Source organism: Corynebacterium sp. LK2510, assembly GCF_040946405.1.
GTDB lineage: Bacteria > Actinomycetota > Actinomycetes > Mycobacteriales > Mycobacteriaceae > Corynebacterium.
This window is the reverse complement of the sequence record NZ_JAYWLR010000003.1, coordinates 90161-110521: the sequence shown is the minus strand read 5'-3', so window position 1 is coordinate 110521 and position 20361 is coordinate 90161. Positions and strand designations below refer to the sequence as shown.

The 20361-nt window shown below is 63.4% G+C and carries 17 protein-coding genes, 1 tRNA gene and 1 riboswitch; of the genes, 11 read left to right on the top strand and 7 right to left on the bottom strand.

Annotated elements, in window-relative coordinates:
• Window positions 1-51: 51 nt before the first annotated feature.
• Complete coding sequence (locus VVR41_RS03360; protein WP_368523591.1) at window positions 52-1716, bottom strand: nitrite/sulfite reductase; 1665 nt, start codon at window positions 1714-1716, stop codon at window positions 52-54.
• Window positions 1717-2012: 296 nt separating this feature from the next.
• Here VVR41_RS03360 and VVR41_RS03355 point away from each other — a divergent pair, with 296 nt between their 5' ends.
• The 8 genes from VVR41_RS03355 to VVR41_RS03320 all read left to right on the top strand — a co-directional run bounded on the left by VVR41_RS03355 (window position 2013) and on the right by VVR41_RS03320 (window position 11941).
• Entirely contained in the window at window positions 2013-3362 is a 1350-nt protein-coding gene (locus VVR41_RS03355; RefSeq protein ID WP_368523590.1) for an FAD-dependent oxidoreductase, read from the top strand.
• Window positions 3363-3453: 91 nt separating this feature from the next.
• Window positions 3454-5169: an ABC transporter ATP-binding protein gene (locus VVR41_RS03350; protein ID WP_368523589.1), complete on the top strand. Its 1716-nt coding sequence runs from the start codon at window positions 3454-3456 to the stop codon at window positions 5167-5169.
• Window positions 5166-7127: an ABC transporter ATP-binding protein gene (locus tag VVR41_RS03345; RefSeq protein WP_368523588.1), complete on the top strand. Its 1962-nt coding sequence runs from the start codon at window positions 5166-5168 to the stop codon at window positions 7125-7127. The genes VVR41_RS03350 and VVR41_RS03345 overlap by 4 nt, the downstream gene beginning before the upstream one ends.
• Before the next feature lie 128 nt (window positions 7128-7255).
• Window positions 7256-8590, top strand: a complete 1335-nt coding sequence (locus VVR41_RS03340) for a Na/Pi symporter (protein ID WP_368523587.1) — start codon at window positions 7256-7258, stop codon at window positions 8588-8590.
• Window positions 8591-8602: 12 nt separating this feature from the next.
• Complete coding sequence (locus VVR41_RS03335; protein ID WP_368523586.1) at window positions 8603-8902, top strand: hypothetical protein; 300 nt, start codon at window positions 8603-8605, stop codon at window positions 8900-8902.
• On the top strand, window positions 8903-9850 hold the full coding sequence (locus VVR41_RS03330; RefSeq protein WP_368523585.1) for a substrate-binding domain-containing protein: 948 nt from the start codon (window positions 8903-8905) through the stop codon (window positions 9848-9850).
• A 39-nt stretch (window positions 9851-9889) separates the two neighbouring features.
• Window positions 9890-10546 carry a DUF1707 domain-containing protein gene (locus VVR41_RS03325; RefSeq protein ID WP_368523584.1) on the top strand — a complete coding sequence of 219 codons (657 nt, stop codon included), beginning with the start codon at window positions 9890-9892 and terminating at the stop codon, window positions 10544-10546.
• 84 nt (window positions 10547-10630) lie between these two features.
• Complete coding sequence (locus VVR41_RS03320; RefSeq protein WP_368523583.1) at window positions 10631-11941, top strand: pyridoxal phosphate-dependent aminotransferase; 1311 nt, start codon at window positions 10631-10633, stop codon at window positions 11939-11941.
• A gap of 157 nt (window positions 11942-12098) precedes the next feature.
• Here VVR41_RS03320 and VVR41_RS03315 read toward each other — a convergent pair whose 3' ends face one another.
• From VVR41_RS03315 to dcd, 3 genes are all read right to left on the bottom strand, one after another.
• Window positions 12099-12602 carry a hypothetical protein gene (locus VVR41_RS03315; protein ID WP_368523582.1) on the bottom strand — a complete coding sequence of 168 codons (504 nt, stop codon included), beginning with the start codon at window positions 12600-12602 and terminating at the stop codon, window positions 12099-12101.
• 202 nt (window positions 12603-12804) lie between these two features.
• Window positions 12805-14124 (bottom strand): UDP-glucose/GDP-mannose dehydrogenase family protein, encoded by a 1320-nt coding sequence (locus VVR41_RS03310; protein ID WP_368523581.1) that lies wholly within the window; start codon window positions 14122-14124, stop codon window positions 12805-12807.
• 55 nt (window positions 14125-14179) lie between these two features.
• Entirely contained in the window at window positions 14180-14743 is a 564-nt protein-coding gene (gene dcd, locus VVR41_RS03305) for a dCTP deaminase (RefSeq protein ID WP_321102472.1), read from the bottom strand.
• 66 nt (window positions 14744-14809) lie between these two features.
• Here dcd and VVR41_RS03300 point away from each other — a divergent pair.
• From VVR41_RS03300 to VVR41_RS03290, 3 genes are all read left to right on the top strand, one after another.
• Window positions 14810-14883: transfer RNA gene (locus VVR41_RS03300), tRNA-Gly, on the top strand.
• A gap of 124 nt (window positions 14884-15007) precedes the next feature.
• The gene (locus tag VVR41_RS03295) at window positions 15008-15523 is read left to right on the top strand and encodes a ClbS/DfsB family four-helix bundle protein (protein ID WP_368523580.1); all 516 of its coding nucleotides are present in this window, start codon (window positions 15008-15010) and stop codon (window positions 15521-15523) included.
• Window positions 15524-15704: 181 nt separating this feature from the next.
• Complete coding sequence (locus tag VVR41_RS03290; protein WP_368523579.1) at window positions 15705-16424, top strand: lysostaphin resistance A-like protein; 720 nt, start codon at window positions 15705-15707, stop codon at window positions 16422-16424.
• Here the strand turns inward: VVR41_RS03290 and VVR41_RS03285 are convergent.
• The 3 genes from VVR41_RS03285 to VVR41_RS03275 form a co-directional block, all read right to left on the bottom strand.
• Complete coding sequence (locus VVR41_RS03285; RefSeq protein WP_368523578.1) at window positions 16421-16987, bottom strand: hypothetical protein; 567 nt, start codon at window positions 16985-16987, stop codon at window positions 16421-16423. The two genes, VVR41_RS03290 and VVR41_RS03285, sit on opposite strands and share 4 nt — an antisense overlap.
• A 15-nt stretch (window positions 16988-17002) precedes the next feature.
• Window positions 17003-17121, bottom strand: a riboswitch (SAM riboswitch).
• A 117-nt stretch (window positions 17122-17238) separates the two neighbouring features.
• Window positions 17239-18627, bottom strand: a complete 1389-nt coding sequence (locus VVR41_RS03280; protein ID WP_368523577.1) for a GntP family permease — start codon at window positions 18625-18627, stop codon at window positions 17239-17241.
• Window positions 18628-18661: 34 nt separating this feature from the next.
• Window positions 18662-20287 carry a VanW family protein gene (locus VVR41_RS03275; RefSeq protein ID WP_368523627.1) on the bottom strand — a complete coding sequence of 542 codons (1626 nt, stop codon included), beginning with the start codon at window positions 20285-20287 and terminating at the stop codon, window positions 18662-18664.
• Between the last annotated feature and the right edge of the window lie 74 nt (window positions 20288-20361).

Below are 20361 nucleotides of genomic sequence, written 5' to 3'. Positions count from 1 at the left end.
ACGGGCAGAACGTGGGAAAGTTCCGGTTCGGATTCGGCGCACGACGCAGGCTCACTTCAGTTTCTCCTCGTCGGCGCGCTGCAACCACGCCCGGAAGGTCTCACCATCAGCACGGTCTGTGACGTAGTTGCCCACCACGCGCGTGACGTACTCGGCCAGCTCGCTGGAGCGGACTTTGTGTCCGCGGATCTTGCGGCCGAAGTTCGCACCCTCTCCAATGGTTCCACCGAGGTGGACCTGGAAACCCTCCACTTTTTCGCCGTCGGGTCCGGGGACCATCTGGCCTTTGAGCCCGATGTCCGAGACGTAGTGGCGTGCGCAGGCGTTGGGGCAGCCGTTGAGTGAGATCGTGATTGGGCTGTCGAGGTCGCCGAAGCGCTCCTCGAGCTCGTCGGCAAGCTCAATGGCACGCGATTTTGTGGTCACGTGCGCGAGCTTGCAGTACTCCAGGCCGGTGCACGACAAAAGGCCGCGGCGGAACTCCGACGGCGCAGCGTAGAGCCCCATCTCCTCGAGATCGGACGCAAGCTTATCGACGTCTCCCGGGTCCACGTCTAGGAACAACAGCTCCTTAAACGGGGTGAAACGCAACTGGCTCAGGCCGTAGGATTCCGCCAACTGCGCCACGGCGATGAGCTGCTCGCCCGACATGTGCCCCAGCGTGGGCTTGACGCCGAGGTAGACATTGCCGTCCTTTTGCTCGTGAACACCAATGTGATCGCGGTCGACGAGGTTGTGCGGGGCACGGGGGCCGTCGGGAAGCGCATAGCCCAAGTAATCCTCCTCGAGGATGCGGCGGAACTTCTCCACACCCCACTGCGAGACGAGGAACTTGAGGCGCGCGCGGTTGCGCAGGCGGCGGTAGCCGTAGTCGCGGAAGATGCGCACCACATTCGCCCACACCTCGGGCACCTGCTCGAGGGTGACGAATGCGCCGAGGGACTGTGCGAGCATCGGGTTGGTCGACAGGCCGCCGCCAACGAAGCACTCGAAACCGGGGCCGAGCTCGGGGTGGACAACACCGATGAAGGCGAGATCGTTGATCTCGTGCACGACGTCTTGGCGGGAGTTACCGGAGATTGCCGACTTGAACTTGCGCGGCAGGTTTTGGAACTCCTCGTTGGTCACTATCTTCTGAATCTCGCGAATAGCCGGGGTTGCGTCGATAATTTCGTCTTTCGCGATACCCGCCACCGGTGAGCCGAGTACGACGCGCGGCACGTCACCGCAGGCATCCCAGGTGTTAAGCCCTACGGACTCGAGCTTGTCCCAGATCGCGGGAACATCCTCGATGCGCACCCAGTGCAGCTGAATGTTCTGCCGATCCGTGAGGTCAATCGTGGAGCGTGCATAGTCGCGGGAGATCTCTCCGACCACGCGGGCCTGCTCGGTGGTGCACTGGCCGCCGTCGAAACGGATGCGCATCATGAAGTACTCATCTTGGAGCACCGAGTTGTCCTGGCCGGTGAACTCACCGCCGAGGTTCTGCTTGCGCTGGGTGTAAATCCCAAGCCACTTAAACCGCGGGGCGATGTCCTCCGGAGGGATGGAGTCGAAACCCTCCTTGGAGTAGATGTCGATAACGCGTTGCTTAACCTGCATCACCGGCTCGAGCTGTTTGAGCTCCTCGTCGTGGTTGAGGGGTGCGGTGCCGTCGATAAGCCACTGCCCCTCGGGCTTTCGCGCGCGCGGGGCGCGGGTGGTGGTGTCCGCCACGGTGGGGTCCCTCCTGTCCGTAGGCACTCGTAGACTGTTCTGTCTAGTTTTTTGGCGTTTTTGAGAAAGTAGGCTCAGTTTGTCATACCAGTCAGTCTGCCACAATGTTGGGACCACCTTTAAGCCACATTAGGTGCAACGACGCAGGTGAATGAAAAGCTTTAGCGCGGTCTAGTGAATGGAATTGCCCCGCCCAACTTAACACTGGCAGATTATGGGACAACCCTTTAGACCACTTGGTCTATGAGGTACGATAGGCGAATAAAAATCTTCCCCATGGAAAGGATCCCCTCCAGATGAGCTTGCGCGTCGCCGTCATCGGCGCTGGCCCCGCCGGCATCTACGCATCCGACCTGCTGATCCGCAACGAGGCCATTGACGTCCACGTTGACCTGTTCGAGCAGATGCCCGCTCCCTTCGGGCTGATCCGCTACGGTGTGGCCCCCGACCACCCGCGCATCAAGGGAATTGTCACCTCCCTGCACCGCGTGATGGATAAGCCGGAGCTGCGCCTCCTGGGCAACATCGAGGTAGGCACAGACATCACCATCGATGAACTGCGCGAGTACTACGACGCCATCATCTTGTCCACCGGCGCGGTGCGCGACCGCGAGCTGCTCATCCCGGGCGGCGACGCTTCCATCGGCGCCGGAGAGTTCGTCGGCTTCTACGACGGAAACCCGCGCTTTGAGCGCGACTGGAACCTCTCCGCACGCGAGGTCGCCGTCATCGGTGTCGGCAACGTCGCCCTCGACGTCTCCCGCATCCTGGCCAAGACTGGCGACGAGCTGCTCGTCACCGAGATCCCAGACAACGTCTACGAGTCCCTGAAGAACAACAAGGCCGAGGTTGTCCACATGTTCGGCCGCCGCGGACCCGCGCAGGCGAAGTTCACCCCGAAGGAGCTGCGCGAACTCGACGAGTCCGCCACCATCCAGGTCCTCGTCGACCCGGAGGACATCGACTACGACCAGCAGTCCGAGGAACTGCGCCGCGCTGACAAGTCCATCGACCTGAACTGCCAGGTGCTGGAGCAATACGCCATGCGCGAGCCGGACGAGGCCCCGCACAAGATCCACATCCACTTCTTCGAGGAGCCGGTGGAGGTCCTGCGCGACGGCGACGCCATTGTGGGCGTGCGCACCGAGCGCCAGGAGTACGACGGCGAAGGCGGCGTGCGCGGCACCGGAAAGTTCACCGACTGGCCGGTCCAGCAGGTCTACCACGCCATCGGCTACCGCTCCGAGCCCGTTGAGGGCGTGCCCTTCGACCTGGAGCGCAACGTGATCCCGAACGACGGTGGCCACGTCATGGACGGCTCCTCCTTCGCCGATTCCCTCTACGTCACCGGCTGGATCAAGCGCGGCCCCGTCGGCCTGATCGGCAACACGAAGTCCGATGCCAAAGAGACCACGGACATGCTCATCGCCGATGCGCAGGCCGGTGCGTTGTCCGCTCCGACGCACTCCGACCCGGATGCGATCCTGGCGCTTCTTGAGTCCCGCGGGATCGAGTACACCACCTGGGACGGCTGGTACAAGCTCGATGCTGTTGAGCGCTCCCTCGGCGAAGATTGTGGCCTCAACCAGCGCGAGCGCAAGAAGGTCGTCGAGTGGGAGGACATGGTGCGCCACTCGCGCAGCTAAGCGCACGCCGCTTAACGACGGTCGGCGGGACGCCCGAACCCCTGTATAGGATGTGTGAGTCTCACATTCGGAATACGGAAAGGGCCACCCGTTGGACCTTGTCAGAATCGTCGCCCGCGCATCGCGCCCATACGCGGGCTATATCACCGTGGTGATGGTGCTCCAGCTCATCACCACACTCGCAACGTTGTACTTGCCTGATCTGAACGCGCAGATCATCGATGAAGGCGTAGCCAACGCCGACGTGCCCTACATCTGGCGCGTCGGCGCGGTCATGCTCGCCGTTGCCTTCGTCCAGGTCATCGCCGCGGTGGCCGCAGTGTGGTTCGCGTCGCGCACCGCGATGGGCGTCGGCCGCGACATCCGCAGCGACGTGTACTCTCGTGTCAGCAGCTTTTCCGCCGAGGACCTCTCTTACTTCGGCACCCCCACCCTGGTCACCCGCGGCACGAACGACGTCCAACAGGTGCAGATGGCGTACCTGCTCTTCCTCAATTTCATGGTCGCGGCCCCCATCATGGCCATCGGGGGCATCATCATGGCGGTGCGCCAGGACCCGGGCATGTCGTGGCTGGTCGCCCTTGCCGTCGCTGTGTTAGCCGTGGTCGTCGGTGTTCTCATCGCGGTACTCATGCCGTTGTTCAAGTCGATGCAGGGCAAACTCGACGCCATCAACGGCGTGCTGCGGGAGCAGATCGCCGGCATCCGCGTCGTGCGCGCTTTCGGCCGCGAAGACCACGAACTGTCCCGGTTCACGGAGGCTAACGAGGACATCACGCGCGTTTCTCTCAACATCGGCCGCATTTTTGTCATGCTCTTCCCCGTCATCATGCTGATCCTCAACCTGGCCACCGCGGCCGTGCTGTGGTTCGGCGGGCACCGCGTCGACCAGGGCCTAGTGCAGGTCGGCTCACTCACCGCGTTTATGCAATACCTCATGCAGATCCTCATGGCCGTCATGATGGGAACCTTCATGGCAATGATGCTGCCGCGTGCAATCGTGTGTGCGCGCCGCATCGCCGAGCTGCTCTCCCACGCCCCGGCGATCCGCGCCCCCGAGCAGGAGCTGCGGCCTGCGGCACGAGAAGGCGTCGTCGAGTTCCGCGATGTCTCCTACACCTACCCCGGTGCGGACGAGCCGGTCCTGCGCAACATCACCTTTACCGCGCACCCCGGCACCACCACCGCCATTATCGGCTCTACCGGAGCCGGCAAGACCACGTTGGTCTCACTGATTCCCCGCTTGCACGCGGCGACGAGTGGGCAGGTGTGTGTTGACGGCACCGATGTCACCGCGATGAGCCGCGCCGACATCGTCGACCGCGTTTCCATGGTCCCGCAGAAGGCATACCTGTTCTCCGGCACGGTGGCGACCAACCTGCGCATGGGCAACCCGGGTGCGACAGACGAGCAACTCTGGGAGGCGCTACGGATCGCCCAGGCCACGTTCGTCGACTCGCTCGACATGCCGATTTCCCAGGGCGGAACCAACGTCTCCGGCGGTCAGCGCCAGCGCCTCTGCATCGCCCGCATGCTCGTCGCACAGCCCAAGGTGTACCTATTCGACGACTCCTTCTCCGCCCTCGACGCAATCACGGACGAGCGGGTGCGCGAGGCAATGAAGGCTGCAACCCGCGACGCGACGGTGATCGTCGTCGCGCAGCGTGTGGCGTCGATTAGCGGCGCCGACCAGATCCTCGTAATGGAAGCCGACGAAATCGTCGCCCGCGGCACCCACGAGGAGCTGCTCGCAACCAGCACCACCTACCAAGAGATCGTCGATTCCCAGCAGGAGGTGGACGCATGAGCGAGCACACAACTGCCCCCGACATGACGGACGAGCAGCTCGCCGAGTTCGAAGAGAAGATGGCCGGCGACGACTGGGCGAACAAAGCCCCGCGCAAGGCCAAGCAGTTCTGGCCCTCGGCCAAGCGACTCTTCTCCCTGCTCACGCCCTACAAGCTGGGGCTGGCCGCCGTCTTGATCATGAACACGGCCTCCGTCGTCTTGGCCGTCTACGCCCCGCGCGTGATGGGCCACGCCATGGACGTCATCTTCTCCGGCGTGTTCTCCCGGCAGATCCCCGCCGGAGTCACTAAGGACCAAGCCGTCGAAGGCCTGCGCGCCTCCGGCCAGGACCGCCTCGCCGCGATGGCGGAGGCAATGGACCTGCGCCCCGGGCAAGGCATCGACTTCGAGCGCCTGCGTGCGCTGATTATCACGGTCATCGCGCTGTACCTCGTCTCCAGCGTGCTGATGTGGGCCCAGGGCGCGATCCTCAACCGCATCTCCATGGCCGCCGTCTACCGGCTGCGCCAAGACGTGGAACGCAAGCTCAACCGCTTGCCGCTGAACTACTTCGACTCCCGCCAGCGCGGCGACATCATGTCGCGCACCACCAACGATGTCGACAACGTTCAGCAGGCGCTCCAGCAAGCGCTCGCGCAGCTGTTCAATGCGGCACTGATGGTGGCCGGAATCATCATCATGATGTTCTGGATCTCCTGGCAGCTCGCCATCGTCGCCCTGCTGGCTATCCCGCTGACCGGTCTGGTCATGGGCGTGGTGGGCACACGCAGCCAGAAACAGTTCACCACTCAGTGGAAGTTCACCGGTGAGCTCAACGGGCACGTCGAAGAGTCCTTCACCGGGCACGAGGTCGCGCTCATCTTCGGCCGCACCGAGTCGTTGCGCACGGACTTTGCTAAGAAGAACTCCGCGCTTTTCGACGCCTCCTCGAAAGCCCAGTTCCTCGCGAACTCCATGCACCCGATCATGCAGTTCATCTCGTACCTGTCGTACGTGGTCATCGCCGTCCTCGGTGGCCTGAAGGTCGCCTCGGGTTCTCTGACGCTGGGCGATGCCACCGCGTTCATCCAATACTCACGCCAGTTCAACCAACCTCTCGGTGAGATCGCCGGCATGGCCCAAATGCTGCAGTCTGGGGTGGCGTCTGCGGAGCGCATCTTCGAGTTCCTCGACGCCGACGAAGAGTCAGAGGAGCGCACCGGCACGTCGTTGAGCGGCCGCGCACGTGGCGAGGTCGAGTTCCGCGACGTGTCCTTCTCCTACACCGATGAGCCCCTGATTCAGGACCTCACGCTGCACGTCAAGCCAGGCCAGACCGCCGCGATCGTCGGCCCCACCGGCGCGGGCAAGACAACCCTGGTCAACCTGATCATGCGCTTCTACGACGTCGACGCCGGCGCGATCACCCTCGACGGGGTAGACATCCGGGATCTCTCACGCCCGCAGCTGCGCGGCAACATCGGCATGGTGCTCCAAGACGCGGTGCTGTTCAAAGGCACGATTATGGAGAACATTCGCTACGGTCGCCTCGACGCCACAGACGCCGAGGTCATCGAGGCCGCCACCGCGACCTTCGTAGACCGCTTCGTGCACTCACTACCCGAGGGCTACAACACCGTGATCGACCAAGACGGCGGATCCATCTCCGCCGGTGAGCGCCAGCTGATCACCATCGCCCGTGCGTTCCTATCCCGACCGTCGGTGCTCATCCTTGATGAGGCGACCTCCTCGGTGGACACCCGCACCGAAGTCCTGGTGCAAAAGGCGATGAACGCGCTGCGCTCCGAGCGCACCTCTTTCGTCATCGCCCACCGCCTCTCCACCATCCGCGACGCAGACACGATCATCGTTATGGAGGACGGCCGCATCGTCGAGCAGGGTTCCCACGCCGAACTGCTCGAACGCCGCGGCGCGTATTGGCGGATGAACCAGTCCCAATTCTGGGAGGAGGACTAGCCAGGCTCCGCCTCTCGGAGGTTCTAGCGCTGTTCACCCACCCTTAACCGGGTCTTCTCACGCTCTCCCTACCCTGGCCGGTGGTAAGGGAGCACCACCACGCTGATTCAACAAGTGAGAGCAGTGAGATGAGCAGAGGCGATTCCAGTACACCCACCCACCGAGACACACACGATTCCGGCAGCATCCGCACCCTTGAAGAAGCGGATGGTTACGACCACAACAACAGTTGGAACGAAGAGCCTTCGCCCCAGGACAGCGATGAGGACCCGGGTGGTGAATCTGGCGAGAAGAAATCGGATCCCCTCGGGTCTTTGCCACTCGAGGGCCGCGCGAAAAAGATCGCGGAGTGGCTTTCCGTCGTCCTCGCCATCTGGTTGCTGCTCAACGCCGTGGGCATGATCGGCTCTGGCTTCCAAATGGCAGCTGGCGACCGTGCCGAGGAACTCTTCGCCTTTGCCGAGAATCCCTTCGTCGGCCTAGCAATCGGAATCCTCGCCACCGCGATTTTGCAGTCATCGTCGACCACAACCTCCATCGTGGTGGGAATGGTTGCCGGCGGCCTGCCGCTGGAGGTGGCCGTTCCGATGCTCTTCGGCGCGAACATCGGCACCACCGTGACGTCGACACTGGTTGCCCTTGGGCTTTCCGGCAACCGTGAACAGTTCAAGCGCGCCTTCTCCATGGCGACGGTGCACGACTTCTACAACCTGCTCGCGCTGGTGATCTTCTTCCCGCTCGAGCTTGTCACCGGGCTACTCACGAGAGTATCCAGCGCGCTAGCCGAACCGCTGGCGGGCCAGGGCGACGGAGTGATCTCGTCTGCTTTCGACGCCATCGGAGGATTCGTTGACGCGATCACCGAACCGTTGGTCGGAGTTGCTGAGAACTTAGCGGAGATGATCGGCGGCGTGTGGGGTGGAGTCATTCTCTCCATCGCCGGCGTGGCGCTGATTCTGGCCGTGATCGGGTTCATTGGCAAAATGCTCTCCACGCTGCTCGTCGGCAAGGCACAGAAGATGCTGCATACCGCGCTCGGGGAGGGCACCGTCACCGGCGTGCTCTCGGGAGCGGCCATCACCACAGCGGTGCAGTCTTCGTCGACGACCACCTCGCTCACCGTTCCGCTTGCTGCGTCCGGCAAGTTCAACATGCGCGAGCTGTTTCCCTTCGTCGTCGGCGCGAACATCGGTACCACCGTGACCGGGTTGATCGCCGCATTCTCCGCCTCCGGGGTCGAAGCGGAAGCAGCAATGACCGGTGCGTTGGTGCACACCATGTACAACGTGTTTTCGGCGGTCCTCATCCTGTCGCTGCCGTTCTTGCGCCACCTGCCCCCGAAGGGCGCCGAGTGGCTCGCAGGTCTGGCGGACAAGAACAAGATCTACGTCTTCGCCTGGGTCGGCGGCGTGTTCTTCGCCATCCCGCTTCTGACCGTGTTCATCACCAACTCGTTCTTCTAACAAGGGGCAACCATGAACGGATCTCCATCCGACAACAACACCGACCTCAGCACTTTCGCCCAGGAGCTCGTGCTCAGCGAGGCACCGGATCGCGAACTTGAGGCGCTTTTGTATGAGGTGGAAGAAACCGCAGAGCTGCTACGCGGCGAACTCGCTGCCCGCGGGCGCAACAGGGCTCGCGGTCTCACCCCGGACCAGCACGCAGAAATTGATCGACTCCCCGAATACCTCAACATGACTAACGCGAGGTGGACCACCTTGCTGGACTTCTTCCGCACGTTCACCTCCGAGCTGCGAAAAGGACCGAAGTAGATGAACAAGCTCATCGCACTTCCCGTCGCAGGTGCCCTCTTTGTCGCTGGCTGTGCTGCTGAATCAAGCTCAGCCGCCGCCGATGGTGAGACAATAGTGGTTTCCGGCTCCGCCACGGTTGAACCGATCACCCGCCACATTGCCCAACGCACCGGTTACACGGTGGACATCACCGCAGACGGTTCGACGGATGGCTTTGATGCCTTCTGCACTGGCGACTCCGACATCAACAACTCCTCCGTTGCCATCCCCGGAGCCGGTGAGGACACGGATTTCCAGGCGATGTGCGCCGACAACGGCGTCGAGTACATCGAATTGCCGATTGCCCTCGACGCGATCACCATCGTGAAAAACGATGCGAACGACTGGGCGACAGATCTCAGCATGGAGCAACTGCGCGAGATCTGGTCGGCGGACTCGAGCGTGACGCAGTGGGCGGACATCAACCCGGCGTGGCCCGCCGAGAACATCACGCTTGTCGGTCGCCCGGAGGGCTCAGGCACACTAGGGGTGTTCGATGAGATCGCCCTCGGCGGTCAGACAATGCGTGACGACTACGCCGCGACCGACGACATCAACGAGCTCTCGGAGTGGATTGCCGAGGACGTCAACGCGATTGGGTTCATGGGTGTTGGCAATTATTTGGCCACCGCAGGACCTATCCGCGACCGCATCGACAACGTGCTCATCGACAGCATCGCGCCTACGGCCGAGCAGACCCAATCCGGTGCTTACCCGATATCGCGTCCTTTGTTTATCTACGTCAACGTGAACTCACTCAATGGCAGCGGCGCCAACGTCGAAGGCTTCGTCACCGAGTACCTCAATCGGGTCGAATCGGTGGTGCCGCGCGAGTACTTCTACACGCTCCCGGAGCAGGAGTACGACGCCGCCCGCCAGCGGTTCGAGGACAGGGTGACGGGACCCGAAGAGCGCTGGCGTGCTTGAGAAAGTGGCGGCTCACCCGGCCGCGTTAGAATAGGTCGGGTGAGCACCCCGTACGGCCGATACCGCCTCAGCGACACCGAGCGCAACCATGCCATGAGTGCGCTTAGCAACGCCCTCGGTGAGGGCCGCATCACCATGGAGGAGTTCGATCAACGCTGCACCGCGATCGCGCAGGCGACGTTCCAGTCAGATTTGGAACCCGTGTTCAGCGACATCCCGCAGTGCCCCACCCCCACCACCGCGGTGGGACTGGTCGGCCCGGTCCCTGTCCCTGTATCCGCCACCGGCGAGGACGTGCAGCTCTACAGCAGCCATGAAATCGTGGCTGCTCGGCGCGACGGGCAGAAGATGCGTGCGGGCGCGTTCTGGCTGGGCACCATTGGCGCGATGGGCGTCTCGGTAGCGGCGGCCGCATTCAGCGGGACGTTTACGCTCCTGCCGCTGTTTATCATTCCCACTCTGTTCATTCTGCTCTACGTGATGAAGGTGGGACCCGACAGTTGGTACACCCCCAGTATCCGCCAGCTGGAGAAGAAGCGCCGCCAGCTCGTGCGCATTCAGCAGCTCGAGATCGAAGCTGCCCACGCCCGCGAGATCGCCGAGCAGCGCGCCCAGCGCCGCCAGCAGGTCACCCAACTCACTGACGACGTCATCGGCGTCGCCCACCAAACCGTGCGCCGCTTCCGCAAGAAATAAGCCGAAGCTTCGGTAGCGTCCGGTTGCAGTATCCATCCCCTTAAACCCCTGCCCGCGGCAATCCACTGTGGCTAGTATTGCCCTATGAGCAAAAAGAAGGATGCAGCCTCCGCGGATACCGCCACGAAGAACTCCGCCGAGACCACAGCAAAGCCGAAGAAGTCGTCGCGCAAGCGCCGCTACTTCGACCAAGCCGACAAGCTAAAAAACGTCTTCTACGACATTCGCGGGCCGGTGAGCACCACCGCCGAGGAGATGGAGCGCGATGGCCACACCATCCTCAAGCTCAACACGGGCAACCCCGCCATCTTCGGCTTCGACGCACCCGACGTGATCATGCGCGACATGATCGCTGCCCTGCCCACCTCGCAGGGTTACTCGACGTCGAAAGGCATCATCTCGGCGCGCCGCGCGATCGTGACGCGCTACGAAATGATTGAGGACTTCCCCCACTTCGACATCGAAGATGTGTACTTGGGCAACGGTGTCTCGGAGCTCATCAGCATGTGCACCCAGGCATTGCTTAACGACGGCGACGAGATCCTCGTGCCCTCCCCCGACTACCCGCTCTGGACCGCGGCCTCCACGCTGGCCGGCGGTACCCCGGTGCACTACCTTTGCGACGAGGAGGACGGTTGGAACCCCTCGCTTGAGGACATCCGTTCCAAGGTCACCCCGAAGACCAAAGCCATCGTGGTGATCAACCCGAACAACCCGACCGGTGCCGTCTACTCCCGCGAGACTCTCGAGGGCATCGCGGCGATCGCCCGCGAGAACGAGCTGATCGTTTTCTCCGACGAGATCTACGACCGCGTGCTTTACGACGACGCGCAGCACATCTCCATGGCGGAGGTCGGCCCCGACCTGGTCACCGTGACCTTCAACGGTCTGTCCAAGGCGTACCGCGTCGCCGGTTACCGCTCCGGCTGGATGGTCATCACCGGTCCGCGTCGCCTGGCTAAGGGCTTCATCGAGGGCCTCGACCTGCTCGCAGGCACCCGCCTGTGTTCCAACGTCCCGGGCCAGCACGCGATCCAGGTCGCTCTCGGTGGCCGCCAGTCCATCTACGAGCTGACCTCGGCAAACGGGCGCCTGACCAAGCAGCGCGACATCGCGGTGAAGAAGCTGCGCGAGATCCCCGGCGTCTCTGTGGTGGAGCCGAAGGGTGCGCTGTACTGCTTCCCGAAGATCGACACGGAGATGTACAACATCCACGACGATGAGCGGTTCATGCTCGACCTGCTCAAGGCCGAGAAGATCCTCATGGTTCAGGGCACCGGCTTCAACTACCCCACCCCGGACCACTTCCGCGTGGTCACCCTGCCGTGGGCGTCCCAGTTGGAGAACGCCATCGAGCGCCTGGGCAACTTCCTCAGCGACTACCACCAGAACTAGGTCGCGTCTGCCCAGGGGCCGTGCGCCCCTTGAGTCCAAGAACAGAGGGACTTCTGCCAACCCGTTATGAGCCGTTAGTGGCGAAAGCCACGACTGGCGACTCACAACGGGTTGGCATCTACCGGTCCGTTTCGAAACCGTGTCAGTTACAACAGGGTCAATCGCAACGGGAGAATTCTTCCTGCGACACAATCTTTCCTGACTTCTTGCCTGAAGAGCTGTCCGAAGAACCCGTAATGATCTCACCGGGCTTGAGCTCTCGGATGTCCGCTAGCGTCGCATCTACTTGATACGGCTGAGCATCCCTACGCGAAGTGGAAGCATTCGCAATCAGAAGTTCATCAACGTTCTCTGGCACTTCAACCGGCGCCTCTGCTTGCCAGTTCGAATCTGGACGAGAGATATCGACGCTAAAGTACCCGGACACAGGGTCTTGGGCTGTAAAGACTGCGTACTTATGGTTCTCACCATCGATGTTCGGGCCGGCCAATTGCACTCCGTCGAGTTCGACACCACACGATTCCACTTCAATGACGACGCCACCGGAATCGCTAAGCGAGAATCCAACCTGCCCCGAAATATCTGTGTAAACAGCGTTTCCGCATGCTGTGAGTGAGAAGGATGCACCTCCCAAGAGGAAACAAACGAGTACGTTCTTCATCACAATCCTCCTCTGAATCCGGCCCTTGAATCCGGCACAGTGCCGCAGCTACATCGCTTCGACAGTGTTAAAGTGCCTGCTCACGAAAGAGGTGTGAGCAGGTCGGCACTCGCACTCGTCAGTATAGGCACTTCTGCGTACTTCAGCCTTCTGTTCTTAACCGGAACGGGGAGGCCCCGAAGCGGAGAACCGGAACGGCGCCCTACACGCCCCGCCCGAGCGCGCGGACCGTCCACCCCGCAGCGCGCCAGGCGCTGTGGTCGAGGACGTTGCGGCCGTCGATAAGCAATTGCCCCGAAACGAGCTGCGCCACCGCGACCGGATCCATGTCCCAGAACTCCTGCCACTCGGTGGCCAAGATGACCAGCTCCGCATCCGCTAGTGCGTCATCCAGCGACTCCGCGTAATCAAGCGTCGGGAACACCCGGCGAGCATTCTCCATTGCCTCCGGGTCGAACACGCGCACATCCGCGCCCGCCAGCGACAGCTGCCCCGCCACCGCCAGCGCCGGCGAATCGCGCACGTCGTCGGAGTTCGGCTTGAACGCCGCACCCAGCACCGTCACACGCCGCCCGATGAGCGAACCGAGCTCCTCGCGCGCCAGGTCAATCACCCGCTGGCGCCGACGCATGTTGATCGCATCGACCTCGCGCAAAAACGTCAGCGCCTGGTCAGCACCCAGCTCACCTGCGCGCGCCATGAACGCCCGAATATCCTTGGGCAGGCACCCGCCGCCGAAACCGAGGCCCGCTCCCAGAAACTTCCGCCCGATGCGGTCGTCGTAACCAATCGCGTCCGCCAGCTGGGTCACGTCGGCGCCGACGAGCTCGCAGACCTCGCTGACAGCGTTGATGAACGAGATCTTCGTGGCCAGAAACGCGTTCGCCGAAACCTTCACCAGCTCGGCGGTCTGCAGATCCGTCACCACAAACGGCGTGCCGGACGACAGCGGCGTCGCGTACACCTCGCGCGCGATGGCCTCCGCGCGCGACTCGCCAGCGCGTGTGCCCAGGACAATGCGGTCCGGTTCGATCGTGTCTTTGACGGCGTAGCCTTCGCGGAGAAACTCCGGGTTCCACGCAATCTCCACCGATGCTCCGAGACGCGCTAGTTTGTCCGCCCGCTCCTGCAGCGCAGCCGCAGTGCCCACCGGCACCGTCGACTTGCCCAGGATTAGGTGATCGCCTTCGAGAAGCGGGACCAAATCATCAATGACGGCCTCCACAAAGCGGGTGTCCGCAGCGTAAGAACCGCGCTGCTGCGGGGTACCCACCCCGATGAAGTGCACGGTGGCGAACTCCGCGGCCCGGGCGTAATCGGTGGTGAAGTCCAGCCGGCCAGCGTCGATGTTGCGGTCGAGGACCTCCGGCAGGCCCGGCTCGTAGAAGGGAACCTCGCCATTGGTCAGCCGGGAAATCTTGTTGTCGTCCACGTCTACACCGAGGACCTCGTGGCCGAGCTCGGCCATGCACGCAGCGTGCGTCGCGCCGAGATACCCCGTGCCGATAACCGTCATTCGCATGCGCCCCATCATGGCACGGAGCGCGCACGTTTGCGCGGGAAGCGGAACCCCGCTGCTACTGGAAGTTCAGGTATGCCTTCGACGCGGTGGGTCCGCGCTGGTCCTGGTATTTCGAGCCGAGCGCGCCCGAACCGTACGGCACCTCCGCCGGCGAGGACATGGTGAACAGCGCTAGCTGGCCGACCTTCATGCCCGGCCACAGGGTGATGGGCAGGTTCGCCACGTTCGACAACTCGAGGGTGATGTGGCCGGAGAAACCCGGGTCGATAAAACCCGCGGTCGAGTGGGTCAAAAGGCCCAAGCGGCCGAGCGAGCTCTTGCCCTCGAGGCGCCCGGCGAGATCAGCGGGCAGGGAGAACTTCTCCAGCGTCGAGCCGAGGACGAACTCGCCTGGGTGCAGCACGAAGGCCTCGCCCTCTGGGACCTCGACCAAGGTGGTCAGGTCCGGCATCTCTTCCTTCGGGTCGATGTGGGTGTACTTCGAGTTGTTGAAGACCCGAAAGTAGCGGTCCATGCGCACGTCCACAGACGAGGGCTGGATCAGGTTCGGATCGAACGGGTCGATCGTGAGGCGTCGAGAAGCGAGCGCGTCGCGGATGTCATGATCTGAAAGAAGCACGGTGCCAAGTCTAGCGGGAGGGCCTTTTCCGCTCAGCCGGGCCGGGGTGATAAGCTCGCGTGCATTGCCGGCGTAGTTTAGTGGTAGAACATCAGCTTCCCAAGCTGAGAGTGCGAGTTCGATTCTCGTCGCCGGCTCCACTTGTTGCTTCGCGTTGGCGAGCACACCTCCCCCGCTGGCGGGTAGCGTTTGAGCGCTGTACCCACACCGCGATTGGAGGCACGGTCCGCAGCTTGGCTAGCTACCAAAGGAAGGGAGTGCGCAATGCGATCGTATGAGTCTGGAGCTCAACTAGCTGCGGAGATCACCAAACGAGGCTCACTCTTTATCGGCGAGTTCGATGACATCCCCCACGATACGTGGGATCAGATAGTTGATGGGGTCGACCGAACGCCCCGCCAAATGATCGCCTACCAACTTGGCTGGATGAAGCTTCTTCTGGGGTGGGAGCGGGACGAACAAGCAGGAAAAGAAGTACAGACCCCGGCTGCTGGTTTTAAGTGGAATCAGCTTGGTGACTTGTACGAGCAGTTCTACCAACACTGTGATCAGGCTTCTGCCAACGAGTTGTGCACGCAATTCAACACCCTTCTCGCGGACGTAGTCCAGTGGGTCAATGGGCTGACGGAGGTTGAACTCTTCGAGCAAGGCCAACGCGCGTGGGCGTCGTCGACCCCTTCCGCATGGCCGGTGTGGAAGTGGGTGCACATCAACACCGTCGCACCCTTCACCACGTTTCGTACCAAGATCCGGAAATGGAAGAAACTCAGCGGCTGCTAGATGCCGATTAGCCAGCATTCCTCACCGTAAGTTGATTGCACCAACTGCCAGGTATAGGGCCTACTTCCCAGCAGCACAACGGCCGCTAAAGTCAAGCTTCGAGTTTTGTCTAGTACACACGTTTAAGATCCAAGCGCGCCTTACGACCCTGCTTGCCAATGCTTTCCTAAAGGAGCCCCCCGTGTCCACGACCCGTACATACCCGGGCCTGCACCCCGCCCCCAGCACGCGTCACCTGATCTGGGCGATTGCACTGTTCGTCCTCAGCCTCGTCGGTGCTGCCATCACTGGCGTAGCAATGGTCTACCTCGCCGACCAGATCGGGGTGAGCAGAAGCGCCCTAGTGCCCTTCGGTGTTTTGCTCGGGGGTGCTGTGGCCAGCGCCGCAGTGCTGCGGGCCGGCCTGATGCACCGCGGCCAGTGGGGCTGGCGCGAACTCGGGTTCGTCCGTCCGGCTCATTCCCTCTGGCACCTGGTGTGGTGGATCCCGCTCACGATTATCAGCGGGGCCGTCTGCGCGTCCATCCTCGGGCCGCGGCTGGGAATGGAGGCGACCGAGCCGAGCATCCCGGGCGCCTTCGCACTCGGCGTTCCGGCGGGCATCGCAGTAGCGCTGTGCATAGTCGTGCTCGTGCCGCTGTTCGAGGAGATCGTGTTCCGGCGCGTGCTCCTCGACTGGCTTGCGACCCGGATGCCGCTGTGGCTGGCCGCCGTAGTACTCACCCTGGCGTTCACCGCCGTCCACGTCGTTCCAGAAACGATGCTCTACATCATCTTCCTGAGCATCTCGCTGACGTACGCCAGGCTGTGGTTCTCCAGCTTGTGGGCGACGCTGGCCATCCACGCGGCCAACAATGCGGTCGTGGCCGGGTTGGCGCTCATGGCCCTTTCCTCGGGCTAGGCAGTGCAGGGCGTGATGGGGGTGCGGGAGACCCAGAAGGCGGTGCTTCGACCCGAGCCGTCCCACGGCCCACGCAGCATGCCCCACGTCGCGTTGTATTCGAGCCGCTCCTCCATCCACTGCCCCCCGTGGTTGTAGACAACTAACTCCCCGTCAGGGGTGCCGAGAGTCACCTTGGTTCCCTCGACGTTGAGCAGGACGACGGGCACCCAGGGGTCCGGGCCGTTCGCCGCCCGCAACGCCGGGCCCCAGTGTGGCTTGTGTCCCGGGGCCACGAGGGTGCATTCGCTCGGCTCCACACGGACACGGGGCTTGTCCAGCGTCGGTAAGAGGATGACGTCACCGGCCTCGGTGCGCACCGCGTTGCGTGACGGGGAGAATTCGAAACTGAAGCCAATCTCGCGCGCGAGCGAGATCGCGGCCAGCGGGGAAGCGAACTCCCGCACGATGGATTCTCCTCCAGCGGAGAAAGTCAGGGTCACCACGTCGAGGTTGTTGAATGTGGCGGGAGTCCAGTCGTTGGGGTGGTCAGCGGACAGAAAAGACGACATGTCGAGGGACATGGCTGCTCCTTAAATGAATCGCACTTCCGGCGCGCGGTCGCTCGCCGGCGGATCTTCTCCCGGGGGCACCGTGCGCGATGAGCGCGGTTGCCAGCCGACAAGCCGGGAGGCTGTAATCGTCGGACTTCGTGATCCCGAAGACGACTATACTAGACAGCTTGGTCTAGGTCAGTATTGTGGGGTGGGACACGAGAAAACCGCACCCCACGAGGGGTGCGGTCCACGGAATAGGTAACGCGTAACGAGCGTGGCTAGAGGATGGTGACCCCGTAGATGACCAACACCACCGCAAAGCCGATGAGCGAGATGAGCAGCTGGTTGATCGTCCACGTCTTCAGCGTCGTAGCCACGTCCATACCCATGAGACGGCCGACGAGCCAGAAGCCGGAGTCGTTGACGAGCGAGCCGAAGACGGAGCCGGCAGCGGTGGCGAGCACGACCAGCGCGAGCTGCAGCTCGCTGAAGCCGCTGGCCTCGACGGCGGGCACCATAAGCGCTGCAGCGGTGGTCAACGCCACGGTGGCGGACCCCTGGGCCACGCGCAGCACGGCGGCGACGAGGTAGCAGGCAAGGATGACGGGCACACCAAGATCCGACATGGAATCGGCTAGAGCGTCACCGATACCGGAGGTGCGCAGCACACCGCCGAACATGCCGCCGGCGCCGGTGATAAGGATGACGGAGGCGACGGGGCCGAGGGCGGACTCCATGCGGCGCTCCACTTCGGAGCGGGGCACGCCCAAGTTGACGCCGACCGCGACGGCGGCGATGAGGGTGGTGATCAACAGGGCGATGGGGGTCTGGCCGAGGAAGGTGAGCAGCTGCACGCCGAAGGATTCCTTATCGACGACACCAGCGCTTGCCAGCGCGTTCATCCCGGTGTTGCCAAAGATGAGCAGCATCGGGATGAGCAGGACTCCGAGCACGGTCGCCGGGCTCGCCGGCTTGGTGGTGATGTGGCCGTCCTCGTGCGTGCCAAGGAGGATGTCCGTGACGCGGAAGTCGTACTTCTTACCCAAGAACAGCCCCCAGCGGTAGCCGGAGATGTACCAGGTGGGCAGGGCGACAACGAGTCCAAGCAGGAGGACGAGGCCCAAGTCGGCGCCGAAGAACTCGGACGCGGCAACCGGTCCCGGGTGCGGGGGCACGAAGACGTGCATGACGGAAAACGCGCCGGCGGCGGGGATGCCGTAAGCCAGAAGGGGCCCGTCGAGGCGGCGCGCAACGGCGAAGATGACCGGCAACATGACGATCAGGCCGGCGTCGAAGAAGATGGGGAAGCCCATGATCAGGGAGGCGAGTCCGAGCGCGAAGGGCGCGTTCTTTTCGCCGAAGCGGCGCACGAGGGCGTCGGCAAGCGTCTGCGCCCCGCCGGACGCCTCGACGAGCCGGCCGATCATGGCGCCGAGTCCCACGAGAAGAGCCACGGAACCGAGCGTTCCGGAGAAGCCCTCCAGCAGGGTCGGCACGACTCCGGAGACGGGGATGCCCGCGGCCAGTGCCGTGAGGATGGAAACCACGATCAGCGCGACGAAAGCGTGTACCCGAAACGCGATGACCATGAGCAAAATAAGCGCGATTGCGCCGGCCGCGATGCCGAGCAGAGGTCCCGCGCCGAGGACCGGTTCCCAATTTTCCATAGGTCAAAGCCTACTATTGGGAAACTCCACTCAACTAACTGCAGCGAATGATCGGCTGCGGGTCATACACCGTGGTCTGGGTCTCGCGGGAGAGCACATTGCCGGCCAGATCCGTGATGACTCGGGTGTCCGACGTGGTGAATCCCGGGGCACCTCCCGACGGCGCACAGCTCGCGCCGGAAACGGTGCGCGGCTGCGGCTGGGTCGCGGCCCAACGACCGCCGTTGATGGACTCGACGTTGACGGTCTTGACGCCCATGAGGCTGACACTGACACTGTCGGAGCCGGCGTTGGTGACAATTTTGACCGGGTAGGGCGAATCGTTGCGGAACTGCAGGTCGATCGCACCTTCGTAGACGGTTGCCTCGCGGCCGGCCGGGTAACGGGAGATGTAGTAGGAGTGCGGGGTGTGCGCGACATCGGTCATACCCGCGAAGTACGCGGCATTGTAGAGCGTGGTGGCGAACTGGGAGATGCCGCCACCGACGGCCCTATCCGCGCGGCCCTCGAGGATGATGCCGGACTCGACGTAGCCCTGCGCCGTACCGCGGGGGCCGGTGTAGCCGTTGAGGGAGAATGTCTCACCGGGGTTGACGATCGCTCCGTTTACCTCACTGGCCACCAGCCGGATGTTGGTGCCCGACGCGGAGCTGAATCCGCCGGTGGTGAAGCTGCCAACGACCTCGTCGAAGGTGGCGTTCTGAGCTTGCTCCGTAGTGAAGTCGGCCGGAACCGCCTTGTAGGCGGCCTCCCACTCGCGCTCCCCATCGCCGAGGAGGCGCTGGTCAAAGCCCTCCAGGGTGACGTCCCAATCCACCACGGTGCCGTCGACGCTGGGTTCGACACCGCCGCCGGGCAGGACCCGGGCGTTGCGCATCTCGGTCACGGTGGGCGCGAGCTGCTCGCCGACGATCTCGCCGACGCGGTCGCGGTTAATCTCGGGCACGATGGCGCCGTCAACCGTGGGGAACTGGACGATCTCGCCGATTTGATCCTTGGCAATGACACCATCCACGCCGTCACGGCCGTGCACGGTGAGCGGCCCGGCAAGCGCTGAGCGCACCGGCCCGTCGAGCGCGGCCTTGATCGCGGCGTCATTGACGGCCGGCTCCACCGGCGTCGGCTCGACCTCCACCCCATCGGGGTTCAGCCAGCCGCGGGTGAGCGCATCCTTGAGCGTTGCCCGCTCCACCTCCTGGCCCGGGACCGGATCGGTCACGACAGGCTCCGCGCCCTCGATGGCGATCGCGCCGTCAAGGGGGTCGCGGTGCAGCTCGGCGCGCAGCCGGTCGAGCTGCGGGCTCAGCTGCGCGTCGTCCACGGTGGGCACGGCGTCAACTTCGCGGCTGGTGAAGAGGTTGCCCAGACGAGTGATCGGGTTCGCGGACTCGACGCCTGCCGCCTCGACGGTCGCCTCCCAGTCAATGCCCAGCCCCGCCTCGGCGGGGATAAGACGTGCCGTTTCCTGCGCCGCGTGCACCGTCACCGGCTTTGCTGCGGTGCCGCCAAGCTCGTTGCGCAGCTTCGCCGTGGCCTCCTGCGGGGCCATGCCGCCGATCGCTACGCCGCCGACGGTGGTGCCGCGGGGCACGTTGCCGCGGTTCATGGCGAGATCAGCCACGTAGATGGCAAGAAGGACGGCGAAGATACCGACGACCATCCCGAGGATGATCTTGCCAGCCCGGCTGCCGCCGCGGCCGTGGCGCGAGGTTGCTTTTACCGTAGTCACGCGCT